Raw genomic sequence first — 20738 nt, forward strand, 5'->3', positions numbered from 1 at the left:
TTATAGAAAAATCACTCCCTGACTAGGCGAGTGATTTTTGGGCTACTGTTAAAAAGAGTTCTGAGTAATTTCCTTGAAACAGGTCTTTAGCACTGTAAAGAATCTGACTATCAATGCTCGAAAAACCAAACTGAGCTAGCTTGTTTTCCAGTTCAGCTAAATCAAATCCATGATGGTTAGCTTCTGTCTTGGTAAAATCAGCAAGTAGGAGTTGCCCATCTTCCTTCAAATGTTGATGAAATAGTGAGAGAGCCGCATCCAAATCAGGCATATGGTGAAGAACCCGACAAACAACAATGAGATCAAACCCTTGCTCTAAGGGGTTTTCCAGTAAATCTTGCTCCAAAAACTGGATATTCTTGATGTCTTGCTGCTCCGCTTTCAAACGAGCTTGCTCCAGCATTTTCTCCGAAATATCCACCAATGTTACAGACTTAGCCTGCTTGGCTAGGGGCAAGGTTAACAGACCCGTCCCTCCACCAAAATCCAAAATTTCTTTGTCTGATAGAAGATCAATCTGTTTCTCGACTGCTTGACAAACCAAGTTTGCAAGGAAGATATTTTTAGGGGAATCAAAAGTTTCTGCTTTGTGGTTAAAATCATGTTTCATGCTTTTAGTTTAACACAAAGTAGCTTGGTTGGCTAGGAATTCCCTTTCTTTTCAGGCTTCTCTTCTGATTTTTTCTTCTCCACTTTTTCGCTTGAATCGGTCGCTACCTCTTCCTTTTTATCCTTTTTCTCTTCTTTGATTTTGACTGAAGGAAAGATGAATTCATATTGTCTCTTAGGCGTACGAACCCTTGTCACCAAGTTTGTTTTCTTGTTTTGATAGCTTACCTGACCCAGATTAAAGACCTGTTCCCCGCTTTCTTGCTCGGCTTTATCCTTGGTTCGTTTAGCCATGGCAAAAGCAACCAATTTTTCTTTATTCAAAGCATAGTCTTGATAGTGGGCAACTTGTCGGTTCAAGTAAAATTGTAACAAAAGACTAAAGATAGCTGCCATGGTGACTGCATAGAGGAGAACCCCTGCCTTAACTTTCTTCTTTTTCCACACGATAGATGAACTCCCTTTCTAAGCCTTTTTGGAACTGGAAACGAAAACGAACCAGTTGATTGTCCTCTGTAATCTGCGCAGATTTGAGTCCATAAACCATAGGCTGATAACCCCGTCCACTGGCATCGGTTTTCCGAAAATCATCTGATTTTGACTTACCTATCGCAATTTCCTTGCCATCCTGCTTCATATAAATACGATTGCCCTCCACTTTTTCAAACTGCGAACGGTCTAATTCTGCCTCCAACTGGTCCACAAACAGGAGCCACTCCTTTTGCTCGCTTTGTTGCTGGTAGCGAACTTCTGAAATGAGGAGCTGACTCATGGCTTGAAAGAGGAGTAAGCTTCCACTGATGACAATAAGAGCAATAAGGGATTCCAACAAGGTGAAAGCCTTGACCTTATGGCTCTTTGATAGCCAACAACTGTTCTGAACCATGATAAACCTCCAATCCCTTTTCACTAGAAAACACCTGAATCTCCACTCCATTTATGTTTACCTGATTTTGACCTGTCTGCAGAGCCATCTTAGCGACACGCACAACTTCTTCTTTCTGCAAGATTTTTGCTTCTTCTTGCCTATTTTTTTGAATTTGTCCCAAAAGGAGGGTCGCAATGCTAGCAAAAATAGCTAGAGCGACTACTGCTTCCAGTAAAATCACTGCCCTAATTTTTTGTTTCCTTAATGCGTTTAATTTTTCCATTTCCTAAATATAATTGATAGCGAATCGCTCCTTTACTGGTCTGAAATTCAACCTTAGCCAGAGACGAATTGCCCCCAGCTCGGTCAAATGTGATACTTTGTCCCGATGGTGCTTGAATTCCTTTAGGAACTGTCAGCTTTTGACTGCCATTGCTAATGGTCTTTCCGTCTATGCTCAAACTTGTCTTTTGCTGACTAGCTACACTGCGTTTTTGAGTTTCCCGATAAAGTTCTTCAAACTCCATAAAGAAAATCTGCTCCTCTACTGCTGCAAAAGTGGACTGAACAGAACCAGACAATCCCAAGGCAAGGATACTCACAAGACCCAAAACCAATAGACTTTCCAGCATGGTAAAGGCCTTAATCATTGACTTTACGATTTGCTCCTCCGTTTTTAGTATAGTATTCATTATAGGCTTTAGCCTGTTCAGAAGTAATACGCCCATCTGCTTGTAACTTGCTTAGGCTAGCATCTTCATTTTTATCCAAGCTATAAAGCTCTGCCTGGCTTTCTACCACCTTAACAACAGCAGCTTTTCCTTTGTCGTTGACAGCCTCTTTTTGCTTGGTCAGATTAGGTACAAAGAGCAAGAGAAGCACGCTGATGATTAAAAGGACCACTAACATCTCTACCAGAGTGAAAGCTTTAACCTTAGCTTTTTTCAAGAATGTCATCATTTTTTTCATGTTAAAAATTTACCTCCATATTTTGATACATGGGAATGAGCATTGCCGCATAAAGTAAAACGATAATCAGAGCCACAAAGATAAAAACCAGTGGCTGCACCAAATTCATGGTGCGATTGACTCGGGTAAAAAAGGCTTCCCAAGTTTTTTCAGCATAGATTTCCAACTCACTACCCAGCTTGGACTTGACTTCCCCATACTCGATGATGAGACTCAACTCCTTTTTAAAGAAAGGATAGGTTCCTATCGTCTGAGAAAATTCACGGCCATTTTGTAGGGACTGAGCCAAATCTTGACCGATTTCTTTAAAGAGCTGGGAACCTTGTTCCTGCATGATTTGAAAAATCTGCGTCAGCTCCATTCCCTGCGAAATCATATTCCCCCATTCACGCGCATAATAGGCTGTCAAATAGGTCTGCACAAAGATTCCAAGAAAGGGAAGGCGTGCTAGGATAGAAAAGACACGCATCTTAGAACTTCTTTTATAAAAAGTGAGTGCTAAAAGGACACCTACTGAAACAAACCCTACCATTCCTAGAAAAATTTGTGGCAAATTACCGATAATCTGAGTGGCGATATTACTACTATCCAGTTGTGGTAGTAGGTAGTTCCGTAGCCCCAGCATGATTAAGAGAAGAAAACCCAGCAAAATCAAGGGATAGGTCGCCACTTCAATTAATTTTTTCTTGACCTTGGCCAGATTGTCTAGATATTCTTCTATCTTTCCCAAACTCAGGTGGAGATTTCCATGGACTTCCGCTAGGGATAACTGAGTGACAATGGCACTTGAAAATCCCAAACTTTCCAGCATTTCTGAGAATGATTTTCCCTGAGACAATCCCGCACGCATCTGAGTCACACACTGCTTGTCCAATAAGGCACTCCTATCTAAAAAGGAGATGGTCTCCACCAGATGAAAACCGCTGGAAAAGAGATTATTAAATAAGGTGATGATATTTTTTTGCTTAGCTGTAGCTAATTTTTTCCGTTTCAGCCTGAAGACTTGTGATATGTCCATCTTTAAGAAGCTGGTCAATCTGTTCATTCCAGCTAGATGGCTGGTGTTCTTGATAGTCTTTATTTGCAAAGTCAACGATTCCTCCTCCCCCGATTAATCTCTGATAGCAGACTCCTTGCAGAACGACTGCCAATTCCTCCTCACTCACACCCAACTCCAGCAGGCGTTCATAAACACCTCGGATACTCTTGGCATGAATGGTTGAAAAGACTGTCGCCCCTGTCAAACTGGCTCTGACCACTGCACGCGCCGTCTCGCTGTCCCGAATTTCTCCGATAATCAAGAGATCAGGACGATGCCGTAGGGAAAGCTTAATCAGATTTTCATAGGTCAGTCCGATTGCTTCATTTAGCTGCAACTGGAGCATGTCGCCCTGCTTGATTTCTACAGGATCTTCAATGGACATGACTTGCTGTCCTTTAAAGAGAGATTTAGCCAATTCATGCATCAAGGTCGTCTTGCCACTTCCGACTGGACCAGCAAAAAGATAAAGTCCCCGTTGCCTATACTGCTTGCCCAATTCTTCAATATCCTGAAACCAAAAATGCAAGTCCTGCTCCTCATCATGCAACAAGCGAATGACTAAACTCTCCTGCCCTCGATAATCGCCTACAGTAGATAAACGTAGGGACGCCATCTTCTGGTCATATTCATAATCACAGGAACCCAGTTGACTACGTCGCTTTTCTCCCACATTCATACCTGCCACAAACTTAAAGTGACTGATGACGGCCGCAAATTTTTCAAAATCATAACAACCGATTTTACAGCGCTCGTCTCCTACCCTCATATGAAGCTCATAGGCATCTAACTTGGGGACAAAATAAATATCCTGCGCCCCTTTTTTCCGAGCCGAACGAATGATTTCTTGTGCAATTTCTTGAACCATACTTACCTCCTCACCTAAACTATTCGCAAAGATTTGGGAAAATAAAAAAAGCAACTCCAAAAAAGTTACTTTTTCTCTATTTTAATTTCATACGGCAAGAACGGTGCCTTTCCTTACCTGTTTGTTTTTCATAGCCTGGGCGTAGTTTTTCATCTGGAATAACCTGCTCATCCTGCAAAAGAGCCAAAGAATGGTATTGTTGTAAATACTCGTCACATTCATCACACCAGCGTTGGTCTTCTGGATCCCAAAAAATGGTCATCAAATCACTTCTACTTTTATAAAGAGGAGATTCTCGTTCCAATCTAAACCAGCAAGTTTTGTAGTATTTGAGAGCATCATAATACTGGTCAAATTTCTTACTTGCTACAATATCTTCTTCCCAACCTTCTAAGAACCACCACGGTTCAAAATCTCCGTACATTTCTATAACACGATACATATTCATTCATTCCTTTGTACCGTATATTATAACCAATTCCGCTAAACAAGGAAAGAAATATGCTCATTGCTTATTTTTCAGATAAAAAATCCAGCCATCCTATGATGGCTGAATTTCTATTTGCTTATGTTCCAAAATGTTTTTACTACTTAAGCTTCTGAAATATCGTTTTCGATGATGACCTTAATGGCATGGTGGTCTGCTGCCTTACTGAAAACTTCATAGGCTTTTTCAATTTCACTTAGTTTGAAATAATGAGTTACCAATTTTTCTGGTTCAATCTTATGACTTTCAAGAGCTTTCAACAATTGTGGAGTGGTATTTGTAGATACCAAACCAGTTGTTACATTGATGTTACGAATCCAAAGTTTATCCAAATCGAATTCAACTGGTTTACCATGCACACCACAGTTGGCAACCGTTCCGTCTACACCGATAATCTTTTGACAGAAATCAAATGTTGCAGGAATACCAACAGCTTCGATAGCAACATCTACCCCACGGCCATCTGTCAAATCATAAATTTCTTTAATGGCTTTTTCAGGATCTGAAGAATTAACCTTATGAGTCGCACCAAATGATAGGGCAGTTTCCAAGCGGTTATCGTCTAAGTCCACCATAATCAATTTAGCTGGTGAGTAGAATTGAGCCGTCAAAAGAGCTGCTAAACCAACTGGACCTGAACCAATAATGGCTACGCTGCAACCAGGTTCCACTTTCCCTTTTAAGACACCAATTTCATATCCAGTAGGCAGAATGTCTGATAGCATAACCAAGGCTTCATCTGACAAGTCTTCTGGAGTGTGGTAAAGAGTATTATCTGCATGAGGGACACGTAAATATTCAGCCTGCATACCATCAATCAAGTGACCGAAAATCCAGCCCCCTTCGTCTTCACAGTGGGCATAAATTCCTTTTTTACAGTAGTAGCATTTACCACAGGCACAGACACAAGAAATCAAGACCTTATCGCCTTTTTTGAAGTTAGAAACTCCTTCCCCAACTTCTTCCACAATCCCAATCCCTTCGTGACCAAGAATGGTACCACTTTGACAAGCGGGAACATCCCCTTTGATAATATGGAGGTCTGTTCCACAAATAGTGGTTTTTACTATACGCACAATAGCGTCTGTTGGCTTGCGAATAACTGGTTTGTCAACGTCAACAAAAGAAGCAAGTCCTGGTTTAACATAAGTATAGGCTTTCATAAAGCACTCCTCCGTTTTTTTATTTGTACTATTTATAATATAATTGTAAGCCTTTTCTTTTGTTCCTTCAAGTTTTTTTGTGATTTTTTTAACTTTTTTATTTACCAGTAAAGCAATATAGATAAAAAAGCAGAAGCTAGTCTCTAACTTCTGCCTTCTCTCTTATGCTTGATAACGTTTCACACCATCTAGGTAAGTTGCTACCAATTCCAAATCTTTATCTAATACGATAAAGTCTGCGTCGTAGCCTTCACGGATTTGGCCACAGACATCATCAATGTGAACAGATTTAGCTGGGTTAAGGCTAGCCATCATGACCGCTTCGTGTGGATTTGCAATACCCCACTCGACGACATTTTTCAAACCGTCCTTGAGTTTGAGAATAGAACCTGCCAAATTACCAGTAGATTTGAGACGTGCAGTTCCATTTGCTACTACAACAGGGAATTCTCCCAACATATAGTCACCGTCTTCAAGCCCACCAGCTGTCATACAGTCCGTAATAAGAGCGATGTTTTCTGTCCCCTTTTGCTTAAGTAAAATCTCACAAGCTTTTGGATCTACGTGATAACCATCACAAATCAATTCTGCGTAAGTATGTGGGAGCTCATACATAGCTCCTACCATACCTAGTTCGCGGTGTGTTAAACCACGCATCCCATTATAGGCATGTACCCATACACTAGCTCCAGCATCAACTGCCTTCTTAGCTTGTTCAAATGTCGCATCTGAGTGTCCAAGTGCAACTGTCACACCTTCACCTGTAATAGTACGTACAAAATCTTCCACCCCATCACGTTCTGGTGCAATAGCGATTTTATTTAGCATCCCTTTTGCAGCATCTTGCCAAGAATGAAACTCCTCAACACCCGGGTCTCTCATATAAGTTGGATTTTGTGCCCCCTTAAAAGTTTCTGTGAAATATGGACCTTCATAATAAATCCCACGAATCTTAGCACCTGTTGCTTCTTTATAATGGTTTCCGAGATTTTCAGTGACTGCAAGCAATTGCTCATAAGTGGCTGTTAAAGTTGTTGGCAAGAAACTGGTAACACCGGTACTAAGAAGTCCTTCACTCATAGTATGCAATGTACCTTCAATGTTGTTGTCCATCACATCTACACCTGCATATCCATGAATATGAGTATCCACAAGACCTGGTGCAATGCTATAACCTGTATAGTCAATCACCTCAGCGCCTTCAGGAATCTGCTCGACATGTTTTCCAAACTTGCCATCAACAAGTTCTAAGTACCCACCGCGACGAATGCCAAATGGATAGAAAAACTGATCCGCTTTAACGTAATTAGGCATAATAATGACCTCCTTAAAAGATTACTTTTGATATTTATTATGTCAATTACATTATAAACCTTTCCGATTCATTTGTAAATGGTATAGACCTATTTTCTAGAGATATTTTAAAAGAGCTGGATTTCTCCAACTCTTCTCTTTTTAATACAAGTTATTTTGATTTGACTGGCTTGTCTTGAGCTGTTTGCAAGGCTGTGGCAATGGTATCTGCATACAATTTTGCTCCTGCTTCAATAGTGCTAGTGTCACTTCCGAAATGGACTTGGTCTGTTCCTGCCCAAATTTCTGGATGCTCTTTCGCAACTTGATTCCAATCTGCTATCGTGATGTAAGGTGTCTTCTCTGCCAATTCTCTCATATAGGCAGCAGCCTTCTCAACGATGGCATAGGTCTCTTTTGTCTTATCCCCCTCATAAGGAGTCACTAAAATCATATGATGGCCCTTAGGAAGATTTTTCACGATACTGTCCCAATCTTCCTTGTAATTTTCAGGATTATTCACACCAGTTGCAATAACTACCATCTTTGGTAGAAATTTATTCTGGCTATTGTTTAGCATGATTTCATTGGCAGTCTTAGTTGTTCTGCTAACTTGTGCATTTATCTGTGCTCCAGGAAGGGCTGTCTGCAAAGCTGTATTTGCCCTTAAAGCCACCGAGTCACCAATTAACATAGTGCCATCAGCAATCCCCAAACTATCAGCTTCTGCTCGTTCTGCCATCACTTTTGTTTGGGCAATATTACTAGCAGCTTGCTTCAAACCATTGACAGTTAAGTCTGTCTCAAACGCTCCCACTTGTGGTGCCAACAAAGTCACTAAGAAGACAATGAAGGCCAAGATTCCTGTACTCGCTGCAAGGATTGTGTGAATGTGAGGCAGAGGACGAAGAGTTTGTAAAACAGGTGTGTTCTTGCCTGCAATCCAAGGTTCCAATATATAAAATGAAAGACTAGAGAATCCATAAGAACAAATCAAAGTCAGTAACACAGCAAAAAGATTTGATGTCAACTGTGAGAAAATAATATAGAAAGGCCAATGGAAGAGATAAACCGCATAGCTAGTATCTGCTAAAAAGCTGATAATCTTTGGTTCTTGCACATTAGGAGTCTTTTCATGTAAGACACGCGCCGCCAGAATCATAGCAAGGGCTGCAAGGCTGGCAAGCAAGAAGCCCATAAGATAGGCAAAGAGATAGGTAAATTTGACAAAGAAGGTCAAAATGAGTAAGAAGCCAAAACCTCCTGCAAAAACTAAAAGGGTCTTGCGTAAATCCCAGATTTTATCTAACTGCTTGACGAGGGAAGTCGTCTGACGAACGCCTACAATCGTTGCTAGGATACTTCCCAAAAAGAATGGATAGACATGAGTTAAACTGGAGAAGTAAACAGAGGAATAAGAGGTTACTAGAAAACTACCAATAAACATGGAGAAGAAGCTGATCAAGAAGGCAGTGGCAGATAAAAGAAAGACCATCCCCTTCAACTGACCATTTGATTTAGCCTGTTTAGATAAGAACCAAACTGCCAATCCCCAAAGAATATAGTAGTGAACCTCAACGGCCAAGCTCCAATTATGAACAAACAAATGAGGAATGAACTGAGATTCATAACTCCCTCCTGTTAGAATTTCATAGAAGTTGGTCATAAAACCTAAGACACCTGCAATCTGACCCCCAATTCCAGCTACATAATCTTGTCGAACTAAGAAAGTAAAGGGCATGGTTACCAAGACCATCAAAACCACAGGTGGAACAATCCGATAAAAGCGTCTCCTAAAAAATCCAATCAAGTCAATCTCGTGATTCTTAGAAAATTCTTCGATGAGTAGAGCCGTAATCAGGAAGCCTGAAAACGTGAAAAAGACATCTACCCCGAAAAAACCTCCAGGAAAGATGGTCTGAAAGAAATGATACAAGAGTACCAATAGTAAACCTGTAATCCTAATCAAGGAAAACCATTTAATGCGCATACGAGTTTATTCTTCCTTTCATTGTACACTTTATTCTATCAAAAAAAGAAGAAAAATCCCAAGAGAAAACTTAGGATTTTTAGCTTATATCAATTCCATTTTAGAAATTACGTCCTGACTTATTATAGCCATATTTTTCCACAAAATACTCACGGAATTCCAAGAGATTGTCATCCATGATGGCTTGTCGCACTTGCTTCATCAGGTTAAGCAAGAAGTAAAGATTGTGGTAACTAGTCAAGCGAATACCAAAGGTTTCATCAGCCTTGAGCAGGTGACGAAGGTAGGCGCGTGTATAGTTCTTACATGTGTAGCAATCACACTCAGGATCTAGTGGCGTAAAGTCCTCAGCAAACTGAGCGTTTTTCACAACCAAACGTCCTTGACTGGTCATACAAGTCCCGTTACGAGCGATACGAGTCGGCAAGACACAGTCAAACATATCTACCCCACGAATGACCCCATCAATCAAGCTATCTGGCGCTCCCACACCCATCAAATAGCGAGGTTTATTTTCAGGAAGCAGTTGAGTTGTGAAGTCCAAGACAGCATTCATCTCTTCATGGGTTTCTCCCACTGCCAAACCGCCGATAGAGTAACCTGGAAAGTCCATGCTGACAAGATCATGAGCTGATTGGCGACGAAGGTCTTCAAATCCTGCCCCCTGTACAATTCCAAATAACCCTTGGTCATGCGGACGACGATGAGCCTTCAAACCACGCTCAGCCCAACGACTGGTACGCTCGATTGATTTCTTAACGTAGTCGTATGGTTGATAAAACTGAGGACATTCGTCAAAGGACATCATGATGTCTGAGCCCAGATTATTCTGAATAGAGATAGCTTTTTCTGGTGATAGGAACATCTTAGAACCATTGAGATGGTTTTTAAAGGTTACTCCTTCTTCTGTGATATTACGGCTATCTGCTAAGGAATAAACCTGAAAACCACCACTATCTGTCAAAATAGGCTGGTCCCAATTCATGAACTTGTGGAGACCGCCTGCGCGTGCGATGAGTTCATCTCCAGGACGAAGCCAGAGATGATAGGTGTTTGACAGGATAATTCCCGAACCCATCTCCTTCAATTCTTCAGGCGACTGAGTTTTGACAGTGGCTTGTGTCCCAACTGGCATAAACATAGGTGTTGGGAAGGTACCGTGGGGAGTGATGATTTCTCCCAGACGAGCTCCTGTGTGTTTTTCTTTCTTAATCAAACGATATTTGATTGGTGAATCTGACATTTTTTACCTCCGAAGCTGGGAAAGACAGTCCCAGTTCATACTTTGTACCCAAGGGCATACTGTATGATTTTATCAAAAAAAGCCGGAACTGTCACGAACTATGGTATAATAAGAGAATGAACTATCCAAAAATTGATTTAAAAACAATTCGTCAGGAGTCAAAACATTTTCAGGCTGACACCCCCCGTCTCTTTCTCCTCTATATCCTTCCCAGTATGCTGGTCATCTTATCTGGTTTTCTTAATCCCTTATCTCGGATCCACGGGACTGTTTTAGAACAGCCATTTTTCAGCATACTTGGTCAAATAATTCAAGCCTACCTCTTTCCTCTACTAGTCTCCTTTATCGGGACTATTCTTTTGACCAGTTCCGTCTATGCAACACTGACACTCATGAAAGATTCTAAAACGGAGCCATCTGTAAAAAACAGCCTAGCTCTCTTTGATGAGGAGCGTTTTTCTCAAACCTTTTTGACCCTACTTCTCAAACGTTTCTATCTCTTTTTATGGAGTATCCCTAATTTACTTGGGATTTACTTCCTATTTTATAGTAGCTTTTTAGCCAAAAAATTCGTCACCCTACATCCTGAGTTTCCAAATCTAGATCTCTCATCAGTTGAAACCGAGCGTTTCCTCATGGTCTTTGGACTCTACTTTCTTGCAAGTCTCATCTTGATCATTGTAGGAAATATCCTCTATATTCCACAGTATTATGCCTATTCACAGGTGGAATTTCTTCTCTGTTATAGTCTAGACCTAGGACAGGCCTCACCAAGACGAATCCTAAAAACTAGCCGTTCCTTTATGAAGGGCTACAAGTTCCAGCACTTTGTCCTAGATTTACAGCTTCTTCCTTGGTACTTCCTCAATTGGATTACCTTTGGCATTGCTAGTTTTTTACTCCTACCTTATATCCAATGTACTAAAATCAGCTTTTATAGAGCAGTACTTAGAGCAGCACTTAGTAAAAAATACCAACTAAACTACCCCTGGTAGGGCTAGTTTCTCACTCCTACCCTACATTCAAATCAATAAAATAATTTTCTACCGAGCAGTATTGGCTCGAAAACGTCCAAAAGCTTGAAGGTTTTCCCTCAAGCTTTTTTCTATCAATGAGTTTCTCCGCCTACCAACTTGAGGTCCTCATCTCCATGTTCGATAATGGCGCCGATTGCCGCTTCTATCCCTCGCCTAATATCCACTAAACTCATAGCTGGAGTAGTCGGTCTATTCACCACCTGTTCCATCATATAAGGAATATGCATAAAACCTGCCTTAACATGTGGAAATTTCTTTTCTACCAAATAGAGGGCCTGATACATCAAATGATTGCAGACAAAAGTCCCTGCAGTATTGGAAACAGAGGCCGGCAAGCCCTCTTTTTTTATAGCTTGAACCATCGCTTTAATCGGCAGACTGCTAAAGTAGGCCGAAGAACCATCTGGGCGAATGGGAAGGTCAATCGGTTGATTACCTTCGTTATCCGGGATGCGTGCATCGTCTTGATTAATAGCCACTCGTTCAGGCGTCAAACTAGATCTTCCACCTGCTTGGCCAATACAAAGGATAAAGTCAGGTTGATAACGACTCATTTCTTCTTCCAATACTTGGGCCGATTTGTGAAAGACTGTTGGCACTTCTAACCAACGGATCTCAGCACCATGGATTTCAGCTGGTAAACCTTTAATAGCCTTCAAAGCTGGATTGACCTTTTCCCCTCCAAAGGGCTCAAAACCTGTCACTAATACTTTCATTTCTAACTCCTTACAAACGATTCCATGAGATTCTTTTCTTAAAGACAAGTATAACATATTTCCCTTATTCTCGAATTGAAAAGAACTAGTGTGGCTAGGATTGGTCTCTGATACTCAATGAAAATCAAAGAGCAAACTAGGAAGCTAGCCACAGGCTGTACTTGAGTACGGCAAGGCGACGCTGACATGGTTTGAAGAGATTTTCGAAGAGTATGAGTTTATTTAAAGAGTAAAATACTCATCAAGGCCAAAATAGCTGGTCCACCTTGCTTCAAAATAATTTTCTTATCCGCTGTTAGAGAGCCATAAGCCGCAGCACCAATCACAAATAAAACAAAAATAGTCACAATTTCTAAATTCTGTGAGAAATAAATCCCATACAGGAGAAAGACTCCTAGCAGAGCATTATAAATCCCTTGATTTTTAAACAATGAACTTACTGACGGACGAGCCAATTCTTCCTTGTCCATGTTAAAGACACAACTAGTCGCATCTGATTGCGTTGCAATACTTTCCAAATAAAAAATGTAAAAATGCTCCAAAGCAACAATCGTTGCTAAAATGATTGTAATAATTGACATCTATTTCTCCTTAAATTTCTAGATTTTCAATACCCAAAACTAATTTATTTAATAAACGGCTGAGTTCTATTCTTTCAGAATCTGTTAAGATATTTTCCATCTCTTGCTTAACCTTGATATGCTTCATAGGAGGATTCACCACTAACTGCTCCTTGGCATACTTCGTAGCCTCTACCAACACTTCTCGCTGATTTTCAGGATTGCGATGACGCTCCACCAAACCTTCCTTTTCTAAAATCTTGAAATGTCGTGTTAAAGCAGCCTGATCAATCTTCAAACGCTCCTGAACCGCTATTTGATTACAGGGAGAATTCTCCAGCAAAAACAGTAAAATCTGATACCGTGTCAAACTAATCCCAAGTCTTTTTTCAAACAATTGCGTGCTCGCTTGCTCAGACAAGCGGAGTTGATAAAGTAAATCTTGAATCTCTAACATTTCTTTTCCTTTTTTAATCGATTTATCAATAGTTGACTTATCAAGTATAATGCAAAGTAAAATAGATTGCAAGAATTATGATTAAAACATTACAAAATGCTAACTTTCAATTTTCCATTCAAATTGAAAAAGAAAAAACGAACGAAACTCGCTTCCTATCACGAAAGCTAGATCTCATTCGTAAACATTATATTATCAAATCTAGTTTATCCATTCATTGAAACGTGAACGTGGTCATAGTGATTTTCTGTCACGCTACCACGGTCTGGCATCGGGTTCCAAGTGTTAGCTGGTCCATATTTGCTATCGAATGGAGCATAGAAACGTTGTTTCCAGATGATATAACTAATGCCGCGGCTAGCCATGTTTTGAATAGCGTATTCCGCAATCTTATCCCCTAGTTCTGAGCTTTCTGGTACCATGAAGTCGATAGCCAAACCTTTTCCGTGATCTCCACTGTCTCCTGGACGGTAACCACTAAAGGATGTGATGCCAAACAAGTTAGCAATTTCTTCTTTAAAGGCAGCCGTTTGTGGTTGAAGGCCTGCATTTTCAGATTTCGCTACTGCAAGTCCAGCATAATCGGGCGCAGCTGGAGCTGTGTAAGTTGTTGAAATTATTTTCGTCTCTTCTGGTTGATAAGTAGAAACTGTTGGTGCAGCTTCACTTGATGATGCTACTTCTTTTACTTCTTTTACTTCTTCTGCACTTGTTACAGTTGTTTCGCTTGCTGTTTCTTCTGCTGGCGTTGTAGTTGCTTCTACTGCTGATTCAGCTTGAGTCCTTGCTTGTGTTTCCTGCTTCTCAGTTGGAATCGTTGCCTGAGGAGCTGCTTCTTCAACTGCACTACTTGTTTCGGATGTTTGCTCCTCTGGGACAGAAGTACCTGTAGATGGTGTCACTTCTTCTGTAGCAGTCACTGTCTTTGTAACTTCTGAGCTTGATGCTACTTCTTTTGGCGCTTCTGCAATCGGTTGAGAAAGGTCTGCAACCTGAACAGTTTGATTATCAACCGTCACTTGATTGGTTGTCAAATCTGCTGTCGCAGTTCTCACTTCTTCACTAGAGTCTGCTTGAGGAGTTTGGATTTCAACTTCTGTTACTTCTTCAGCTTCATTAACAGTCGTTGTCAAAACAGTTTCTGGGAAAATCAGGTCCATATTAGTGATTTTATTCAAATTCGCAAGAACTGTGACATCTACACCCAAGGCTTCTGCAATTGTGCTCAAGGTATCACCATACTGTACTGTATAACTTGTTTTGTTATCCGTTTTAGTCAAATCATTTTGGATTTGCTCAACACTACGTGCAGTCCAAAAAAGTTCTTCTGCTTGAGTTACCAATACTGGGGCAAATGACAAGGCTACTGTTGAGGCTAATAATATTCTTTTCTTCATTCTTTCAAATTCCTTTCAAATGAGTACCTGACTATGATAACACAAAAAATGCAGAAAAAAAGCCCTCTCGGGCCTATTTAACAGAACTGTCTATTCCTTGTAATAAACTCGATTACTTGAAATAGTTTGTTAGGTCTCTGTCACAAAACTGACACAATCTTTTTATCGCTCAGCCTCAAAAATACGGGAAATATCTGCTAAGGCTTGAATCCTGTGATTGCCTTCATAAGTCGACTCTAAAAAATTGATACTTTGAATCCTACTATTCTGGGCAAATTCCACATCCAAAGTTCGATCTCCTATATAATAAGTATTATCAAGATTCAACTGATACTTGTCTATCAGATAGGTAGCTGCTTCTGGACTTGGCTTGCGCGCAAAGCCATTCTGACTGGTTAGAATCTCTGTAAAATAGGATTCCAGCCCCAGATCTCTTAGAATAGTAAAAGCATTGTCTCTCTTATGAGTGTAAACAAACTGCTGAATTCCTGATTCGTCTGCCCAAGCTAGCACATCACGCGCACCTGGCATCAAAACTACCTGAGCATTCTTCTCAGCCAAACTCTGGGCACGCACCTGATTTAGCACTTCCACATACAACTTTCTCTCTTCTGCCACCCGCACAAGCAAATCTTGCACCGAATACTTGAGGATAAACTCTCTCACCTTCTCCTTATCATAAGGAATAGCAAACTGAGCAAAAGTCTCCTCAATCCCTGACAAAATCGCTTCGTAAGAGTCCAATAAAGTCCCGTCCAAATCCCAAATAAAAGCTGTTTTTTGCATTTCCTATCCTTTCAAGCTCATATAACGCTGGTAACGGTAACGTAGAAATAACCAACGAAAACCATTATCCAAAAGAGTTCCGGCCCAAATACCGGGCAAGCCCCAACCAAGCACAATTCCCATCAGATATCCTGTTCCAATGCGGATACACCACATTCCTATACTTGTCGCATAAAAGGGAAGCCGAGCATTGCCCAAACCCTGCCAGACTGCCGTATAGATGACTGTTCCTGTCGTCATAGGGGTTCCAAGTAGTGAAAAAAGTGTTACTAGAACACTGGCCTCCACCGCTAGAGGATCAGTCGTATAGAGATGAGTTAGTGGTATACCCAAAGCATAGATACTGAAGGTCAAGGGTAACATGAGAACCAGAGAGAGCCAAAAGGTTTGCTTGCTCAAACTAGCGACTCTTTCCCAATCATCTTCTCCAACCGCTCGAGCTACCAGCATGACTGTTGCTGTAGCCACACCAAAGGCAGGCATATAGTTAAACTGGGTCAAGACTTCTCCGACTGCATTCCCAGCCACTGCCTCCGTTCCAAAAGAAACGACCAAGGCAATGATCACGACATCTCCAGCCCGCATCATAAGACGTTCTCCAGCTGCTGGTAAAGCCAAGATCAACAATTCCTTATCTAAACCAAAAGTTGGCTTCGCATAAGGCAGTTTTAATTGTGACCACAAAATCACAAGACCTACCAAACGAGACAGAATAGTTCCCCAAGCAACACCAGCTATTCCCATATCAAGAACAAAAATAGCTAGACTGGAAAAGAGAATATTCAAGGCATTGGATAAAAAACTAACATAGAGGGGCAAACGTGGATTATGCGTTGCACGAATCAAGGAACCCATACTGGTCATCAAGCCCAAAAGAACAATCGATCCGCCTACCAAGGATAGGTAGAGTCCACCACTCTCAGCTACATCTCTCTCCGTCCCCAAAAGTCCTATCATCTCTTTCCCAGCGAAGATGGACAAAGCTCCCAAAAGAAAACTTAATAGTAAGGTAATCTTCAAGGCCTCAGTCACATGATAGACTAGCTTAGACTGATCCTTCTGCCCCAAACTTTTTGAAATAACACTGGAAATAGCAGCTCCCAGAGCGATGAAAATCGCCTGGTAAATGGTGATAATATTGCCAGCTACTGATACACCCGAAATAGCTATCAAGCCCAAGTGGGCTACCAAGTAACTATCCACCATCCCCATGAGCATCTGCAAAAAGTTTTCGCCCATAGCTGGCAAGGCAATATTAAGAATGTCTTTATTTTTCTTAAACAATCCTTCCTCCTGATGAAAAGAAACTCAGTTGGTTTCCCAACCGAGTTTACTCCCTCTGTCTTAAAGTCCTAGATAAGCCTCAACCGCTGCTTGCATGTCAGCAGCCGCCACAGTTGTCTTATGACGAACTGGAGCTGTTTCAAGGCCATCAACTGCTGGTGGCACTGCAACTCCTGAGATTTCATGTAATTGAACCAAGGCTTCAAAGTCAGTTAAGCCTGCTTTTCCTGTTACAGCTTCTACTGCAACTACTGGGAACTTGTATGGACTAGCTGTTGATGCAATCACTGTCTTAGTCGCATCGCCAGTAGCCGTTTGGTATTTCTTATAAACTGCAGAGGCAACCGCCGTATGTGGATCCTCGATATAAGAATCTGACTCATAAACTCGCTTGATTTCTGCCGCTGTTTCTTCCTCAGTCGCATATTCAGCTGCAAATAGTTCAAGAATCTCTGCATCAAAGTCTGTCAACTCATATTGTCCTTGCGTGTTCAAGGCATTCATAAGTTCAGCTGTCTTTTCAGAATCATTTCCCAAAAGATGGAAAATCAAGCGCTCCAAGTTTGAAGATACCAAAATATCCATAGATGGACTAGTTGTTACTTTAAACTCACGTTTCTTATCGTAAACACGTGTCTTGAAAAAGTCTGTCAAAACATTGTTGTCATTTGAAGCACAGATCAATTTACCAACTGGTAGACCAATTTGCTTAGCATAAAAGGCAGCCAAGATATTTCCAAAGTTTCCTGTTGGTACGGTGAAATTGACCTTATCACCAGCCACGATCTCAGCAGTCTTGACCAACTGAGCGTAAGCATACACATAGTAGACAATCTGTGGCACCAGACGACCAATGTTCATCGAGTTTGCAGATGAAAATTGCAACTTGTTTGCAGCCAATTTTTCACGAAGTGCTACATCGTTAAACATATGTTTGACGTTAGTTTGCGCATCGTCAAAGTTACCATCAATAGCAATAACATGAGTATTGTCGCCAGTTTGAGTGGTCATTTGCAACTCTTGTACCTTGCTGACACCATCCTTTGGATAAAAGACGATAATCTCAGTTCCAGGCACATCCGCAAACCCTGCCATAGCAGCTTTCCCCGTGTCACCAGATGTCGCTGTCAAGATAACAATCTTATTTTCCAAACCATGTTTCTTAGCAGCAGTCGTCATAAAGTATGGCAAGATAGACAAGGCCATATCCTTAAAGGCAATCGTTGAACCATGGAAAAGTTCTAAGTTATATTGGCCGTCTAATTTCACTAATGGCGCGATAGCTGGAGTATCAAATTTGCTATCGTAGGCATTGTTGATACAGTAGTTCAACTCCTCAGCTGTAAAGTCATCTAAAAATGCTGACAAAACTAACTTAGCAACTTCCTGATAAGAAGCATCTTGCAATTTGTCAAAGTCCAAATCTACCTTTGGATAAGTAAGCGGTGTAAACAAACCACCGTCCGTCGCCAAACCTTGCAAAATTGCTTGGCTAGCAGTTACTGTATTATTGGCATCACGCGTTGATTGATAAACTAATGTCATTACTCTCTATCCTTTATCTATAGTCTCTTCCATTATATCATGATTTTTCAGAAAATTCTCCCTTTATAAAAGAAATTATAGTCCCAATTCTTTCTTCAAAGGCTCTAAATAAATCATTTCTTGTTTATTTCTCATCTTCAGACCTTCCTCAGCTAACAGAAGTAAGTCTTTGGAAATTTCAATAATCGCAGTCTCTTCCTGATCTGTAAGCTTCTTCTTAGAAAATTGTCGTCTTAAAAACTTATAATTTCGCCCAAATTCTTTAAAGAAAGGTGCTGTTTCTAAGTAAGATTCAAGTTTCTCTAAATTAACTAATAATCCCAAGTGAAAAGCTGCAGAAGCAAAAGTTCTATCAAGAGGCTGAGTACACACACTACGAAACTCAACTGTTCCTCGAGTCGTTAAGTCTTGGTACTGGTAACTACGATGAGTTTCAAAGTCTTTCTCTTGAGGGTAAATAAGAACCTCTTCCCCATTAAGATCAAATGCTTGGATTTCAGGTGTAGCTAAATAGTCCCTAGCCTGAATCGGATAAAAATAATAGGTTTGTCCATCACGTTCCGCAGTAAAAATTGCAGAATGATCTAGATAATCAAAAAAATCATCCTCATCTTTAAAGAGGCTAGCATTGACACCAACATTCTCTGGATATATACCATGCATCGATTCTTCCCAGAAAATATCTCTTGAGATTTTTGTATCCCAATCCGCACCTGTAAACTCAGAATTAGCAAATAAATAAGCCTTAACTGCTTCAATTTGGGTAAAAGCATTAATCACTCGTAAGTAGTTAGACTTTGAAATATCCAGCTGAACCTGACTCCCACAGATAAAAGAACCATATTCAGGGAAATGATGTAAGTTTGATTTAGTAACATTTCTACTCAAATTCAAATAGTCCATCAACATCTGATAACGTGGGGAAGCCACTGGACAATTCTCATTTTTATCCCAGTTGGGATGAATACCACAGCCAACAATAGCATGGTTTGATTCAGCTAACTTTTTCTGAATTACATCCATATAATTGTTGAAACGATTTTCGATCTCTTGAATCGTTTCAGCCTTGCCAAATGCAAACTCAATCGTAGTATAGGAAACTTCAAATAAAATAGCATCCTGACTTACTGGATCTACTAACTGGATAGGATTCCCAAAATCATCTACCTTTTCGATAGTAAAATCAAAAGAAGAAACTAAATATCGGAATAAGTGCTTGGTAACTTCAACATCTGTAGCAGCTCCTTCCAAGTTTACAACAGGATATTCCAGCTCAATCCCGACAAACAATTCAGGATTTTCTTTAATATTTTTCAAATATCGATGTTTTAATAAATCGATAGAACGAGACATACTTCCCTACACTTTCATAATCTAAATAAATTTTGAATAACTATTATTATACCAAAAATAATATAAAAAGGAACGAAGATTTACAACGTTCCTTAATGCTATACTATACCGGCGGCCGGGGTCGAACCGGCACGTCCTTGCGGACACTGGATTTTGAGTCCAGCGCGTCTGCCAATTCCGCCACGCCGGCAAATAGTAACTGGGGTAGCTGGATTCGAACCAACGCATGAGGGAGTCAAAGTCCCTTGCCTTACCGCTTGGCTATACCCCAATAATATAAAATAGGCGAGTGATGGGGATCGAACCCACGCATGCCAGAGCCACAATCTGGTGTGTTAACCACTTCACCACACCCGCCATAATTCTATTAACACGGGCAGTAGGAATTGAACCCACACTGAAGGTTTTGGAGACCTTAGTTCTACCTTTAAACTATGCCCGTAAAATGGAAGGGGAGGGATTCGAACCCCCGAACCCGAAGGAGCGGATTTACAGTCCGCCGCGTTTAGCCTCTTCGCTACCCTTCCAAAATATATAAATGGCGCGAGACGGAATCGAACCGCCGACACATGGAGCTTCAATCCATTGCTCTACCAACTGAGCTACCGAGCCTTATTGCGGGAGCAGGATTTGAACCTACGACCTTCGGGTTATGAGCCCGACGAGCTACCGAGCTGCTCCATCCCGCGCTAATACAAAAGGAGGATGTGGGATTCGAACCCACGCACGCTTTTACACGCCTGACGGTTTTCAAGACCGTTCCCTTCAGCCGGACTTGGGTAATCCTCCAAAATAGTTTATACGGGAATAAACCCGTGTCCTCTTAGCGAACAGATAATATTACAATTCTCTAGTAATGGACTAAACACTATGGGCACGAGTGGACTCGAACCACCGACCTCACGCTTATCAGGCGTGCGCTCTAACCACCTGAGCTACGCGCCCAAGTCAAAAACTTGGTACAAAGAACAAAGTTCAAAGCGGGTGACGAGAATCGAACTCGCGACAACAGCTTGGAAGGCTGTAGTTTTACCACTAAACTACACCCGCTAAAATGGGAGTTAACGGGATCGA

Annotated in this window: 22 protein-coding genes, 10 tRNA genes and 1 pseudogene; 2 read left to right on the forward strand and 31 right to left on the reverse strand. The window is 41.0% G+C overall.

The features are described 5' to 3' along the window. Positions 1 to 22: 22 nt before the first annotated feature. From HT697_RS04445 to tgt, 13 genes are all read right to left on the reverse strand, one after another. A complete protein-coding gene (locus HT697_RS04445; protein ID WP_173253258.1) occupies positions 23 to 610 on the reverse strand; it encodes a class I SAM-dependent methyltransferase in 588 nt (195 codons plus the stop codon). 32 nt (positions 611 to 642) lie between these two features. Then, complete coding sequence (gene comGG, locus HT697_RS04450) at positions 643 to 1056, reverse strand: competence type IV pilus minor pilin ComGG (protein WP_173253259.1); 414 nt, start codon at positions 1054 to 1056, stop codon at positions 643 to 645. Next, positions 1034 to 1495 carry a competence type IV pilus minor pilin ComGF gene (gene comGF / locus HT697_RS04455; RefSeq protein WP_173253260.1) on the reverse strand — a complete coding sequence of 154 codons (462 nt, stop codon included), beginning with the start codon at positions 1493 to 1495 and terminating at the stop codon, positions 1034 to 1036. The genes comGG and comGF overlap by 23 nt, the downstream gene beginning before the upstream one ends. Next, positions 1458 to 1760 (reverse strand): competence type IV pilus minor pilin ComGE, encoded by a 303-nt coding sequence (comGE, locus tag HT697_RS04460; protein WP_071478895.1) that lies wholly within the window; start codon positions 1758 to 1760, stop codon positions 1458 to 1460. The genes comGF and comGE overlap by 38 nt, the downstream gene beginning before the upstream one ends. Further along, on the reverse strand, positions 1723 to 2127 hold the full coding sequence (gene comGD, locus HT697_RS04465) for a competence type IV pilus minor pilin ComGD (protein WP_240147371.1): 405 nt from the start codon (positions 2125 to 2127) through the stop codon (positions 1723 to 1725). The genes comGE and comGD overlap by 38 nt, the downstream gene beginning before the upstream one ends. Continuing rightward, positions 2120 to 2446 carry a competence type IV pilus major pilin ComGC gene (gene comGC / locus HT697_RS04470; protein WP_173218185.1) on the reverse strand — a complete coding sequence of 109 codons (327 nt, stop codon included), beginning with the start codon at positions 2444 to 2446 and terminating at the stop codon, positions 2120 to 2122. Before comGC ends, comGD begins: the two co-directional genes overlap by 8 nt. A gap of 1 nt (position 2447) precedes the next feature. Further along, the gene (comGB, locus tag HT697_RS04475) at positions 2448 to 3464 is read right to left on the reverse strand and encodes a competence type IV pilus assembly protein ComGB (protein WP_173253261.1); all 1017 of its coding nucleotides are present in this window, start codon (positions 3462 to 3464) and stop codon (positions 2448 to 2450) included. Then, on the reverse strand, positions 3412 to 4353 hold the full coding sequence (gene comGA, locus HT697_RS04480) for a competence type IV pilus ATPase ComGA (RefSeq protein ID WP_173253262.1): 942 nt from the start codon (positions 4351 to 4353) through the stop codon (positions 3412 to 3414). Before comGA ends, comGB begins: the two co-directional genes overlap by 53 nt. A gap of 76 nt (positions 4354 to 4429) precedes the next feature. Next, positions 4430 to 4795, reverse strand: a complete 366-nt coding sequence (locus HT697_RS04485) for a DUF1033 family protein (RefSeq protein ID WP_173218179.1) — start codon at positions 4793 to 4795, stop codon at positions 4430 to 4432. Between the two features lie 149 nt (positions 4796 to 4944). Further along, positions 4945 to 6003, reverse strand: coding sequence for a zinc-dependent alcohol dehydrogenase family protein (locus tag HT697_RS04490; protein WP_000649458.1), 1059 nt, complete (start codon positions 6001 to 6003; stop codon positions 4945 to 4947). Positions 6004 to 6165: 162 nt separating this feature from the next. Then, the gene (nagA, locus tag HT697_RS04495) at positions 6166 to 7317 is read right to left on the reverse strand and encodes an N-acetylglucosamine-6-phosphate deacetylase (protein WP_173262342.1); all 1152 of its coding nucleotides are present in this window, start codon (positions 7315 to 7317) and stop codon (positions 6166 to 6168) included. 151 nt (positions 7318 to 7468) lie between these two features. Continuing rightward, on the reverse strand, positions 7469 to 9286 hold the full coding sequence (locus HT697_RS04500; RefSeq protein WP_173262344.1) for an acyltransferase family protein: 1818 nt from the start codon (positions 9284 to 9286) through the stop codon (positions 7469 to 7471). 100 nt (positions 9287 to 9386) lie between these two features. After that, positions 9387 to 10529 carry a tRNA guanosine(34) transglycosylase Tgt gene (tgt, locus tag HT697_RS04505; RefSeq protein WP_001285237.1) on the reverse strand — a complete coding sequence of 381 codons (1143 nt, stop codon included), beginning with the start codon at positions 10527 to 10529 and terminating at the stop codon, positions 9387 to 9389. 116 nt (positions 10530 to 10645) lie between these two features. Here tgt and HT697_RS04510 point away from each other — a divergent pair, with 116 nt between their 5' ends. Both HT697_RS04510 and HT697_RS04515 read left to right on the forward strand, forming a co-directional pair. After that, positions 10646 to 11524 (forward strand): DUF975 family protein, encoded by an 879-nt coding sequence (locus HT697_RS04510; RefSeq protein ID WP_173262347.1) that lies wholly within the window; start codon positions 10646 to 10648, stop codon positions 11522 to 11524. Next, a pseudogene (locus HT697_RS04515) lies at positions 11514 to 11612 on the forward strand (beta-carotene 15,15'-monooxygenase); the annotation flags it as partial. The gene HT697_RS04510 and the pseudogene HT697_RS04515, both read left to right, overlap by 11 nt. Before the next feature lie 25 nt (positions 11613 to 11637). On the opposite strand, the gene pcp reads toward HT697_RS04515, so the two are convergent. From pcp to HT697_RS04605, 18 genes are all read right to left on the reverse strand, one after another. Continuing rightward, positions 11638 to 12282, reverse strand: coding sequence for a pyroglutamyl-peptidase I (gene pcp, locus HT697_RS04520; protein WP_173262350.1), 645 nt, complete (start codon positions 12280 to 12282; stop codon positions 11638 to 11640). Positions 12283 to 12500: 218 nt separating this feature from the next. Further along, entirely contained in the window at positions 12501 to 12863 is a 363-nt protein-coding gene (locus HT697_RS04525; RefSeq protein WP_173262353.1) for a DUF1304 domain-containing protein, read from the reverse strand. Between the two features lie 10 nt (positions 12864 to 12873). Next, the gene (locus HT697_RS04530; protein ID WP_173262354.1) at positions 12874 to 13299 is read right to left on the reverse strand and encodes a MarR family winged helix-turn-helix transcriptional regulator; all 426 of its coding nucleotides are present in this window, start codon (positions 13297 to 13299) and stop codon (positions 12874 to 12876) included. Positions 13300 to 13505: 206 nt separating this feature from the next. Next, positions 13506 to 14696 (reverse strand): LysM domain-containing protein, encoded by a 1191-nt coding sequence (locus HT697_RS04535; RefSeq protein WP_173218875.1) that lies wholly within the window; start codon positions 14694 to 14696, stop codon positions 13506 to 13508. Between the two features lie 162 nt (positions 14697 to 14858). Next, complete coding sequence (locus tag HT697_RS04540) at positions 14859 to 15482, reverse strand: HAD family hydrolase (protein ID WP_173218876.1); 624 nt, start codon at positions 15480 to 15482, stop codon at positions 14859 to 14861. 3 nt (positions 15483 to 15485) lie between these two features. Then, positions 15486 to 16766 (reverse strand): MATE family efflux transporter, encoded by a 1281-nt coding sequence (locus HT697_RS04545; protein ID WP_173253265.1) that lies wholly within the window; start codon positions 16764 to 16766, stop codon positions 15486 to 15488. Positions 16767 to 16826: 60 nt separating this feature from the next. Then, positions 16827 to 18311, reverse strand: a complete 1485-nt coding sequence (thrC, locus tag HT697_RS04550; protein WP_173218878.1) for a threonine synthase — start codon at positions 18309 to 18311, stop codon at positions 16827 to 16829. Positions 18312 to 18386: 75 nt separating this feature from the next. Beyond that, complete coding sequence (locus HT697_RS04555; protein WP_173214441.1) at positions 18387 to 19664, reverse strand: glutamate-cysteine ligase family protein; 1278 nt, start codon at positions 19662 to 19664, stop codon at positions 18387 to 18389. Positions 19665 to 19770: 106 nt separating this feature from the next. Next, positions 19771 to 19854 (reverse strand) — tRNA-Leu (locus HT697_RS04560). Positions 19855 to 19863: 9 nt separating this feature from the next. Continuing rightward, positions 19864 to 19935: transfer RNA gene (locus HT697_RS04565), tRNA-Gln, on the reverse strand. Between the two features lie 13 nt (positions 19936 to 19948). Beyond that, positions 19949 to 20021: transfer RNA gene (locus tag HT697_RS04570), tRNA-His, on the reverse strand. A 14-nt stretch (positions 20022 to 20035) separates the two neighbouring features. After that, positions 20036 to 20106, reverse strand: a tRNA-Trp gene (locus HT697_RS04575). A 4-nt stretch (positions 20107 to 20110) separates the two neighbouring features. Beyond that, positions 20111 to 20191: transfer RNA gene (locus HT697_RS04580), tRNA-Tyr, on the reverse strand. 12 nt (positions 20192 to 20203) lie between these two features. Continuing rightward, positions 20204 to 20276, reverse strand: a tRNA-Phe gene (locus HT697_RS04585). A gap of 3 nt (positions 20277 to 20279) precedes the next feature. Beyond that, positions 20280 to 20353, reverse strand: a tRNA-Met gene (locus tag HT697_RS04590). A gap of 10 nt (positions 20354 to 20363) precedes the next feature. Further along, positions 20364 to 20453 (reverse strand) — tRNA-Ser (locus HT697_RS04595). Positions 20454 to 20535: 82 nt separating this feature from the next. Further along, positions 20536 to 20609, reverse strand: a tRNA-Ile gene (locus HT697_RS04600). A 34-nt stretch (positions 20610 to 20643) separates the two neighbouring features. Then, positions 20644 to 20714: transfer RNA gene (locus tag HT697_RS04605), tRNA-Gly, on the reverse strand. Positions 20715 to 20738 lie beyond the last annotated feature (24 nt).

Source organism: Streptococcus sp. 1621 (assembly GCF_013276615.1).
Lineage (GTDB): Bacteria > Bacillota > Bacilli > Lactobacillales > Streptococcaceae > Streptococcus.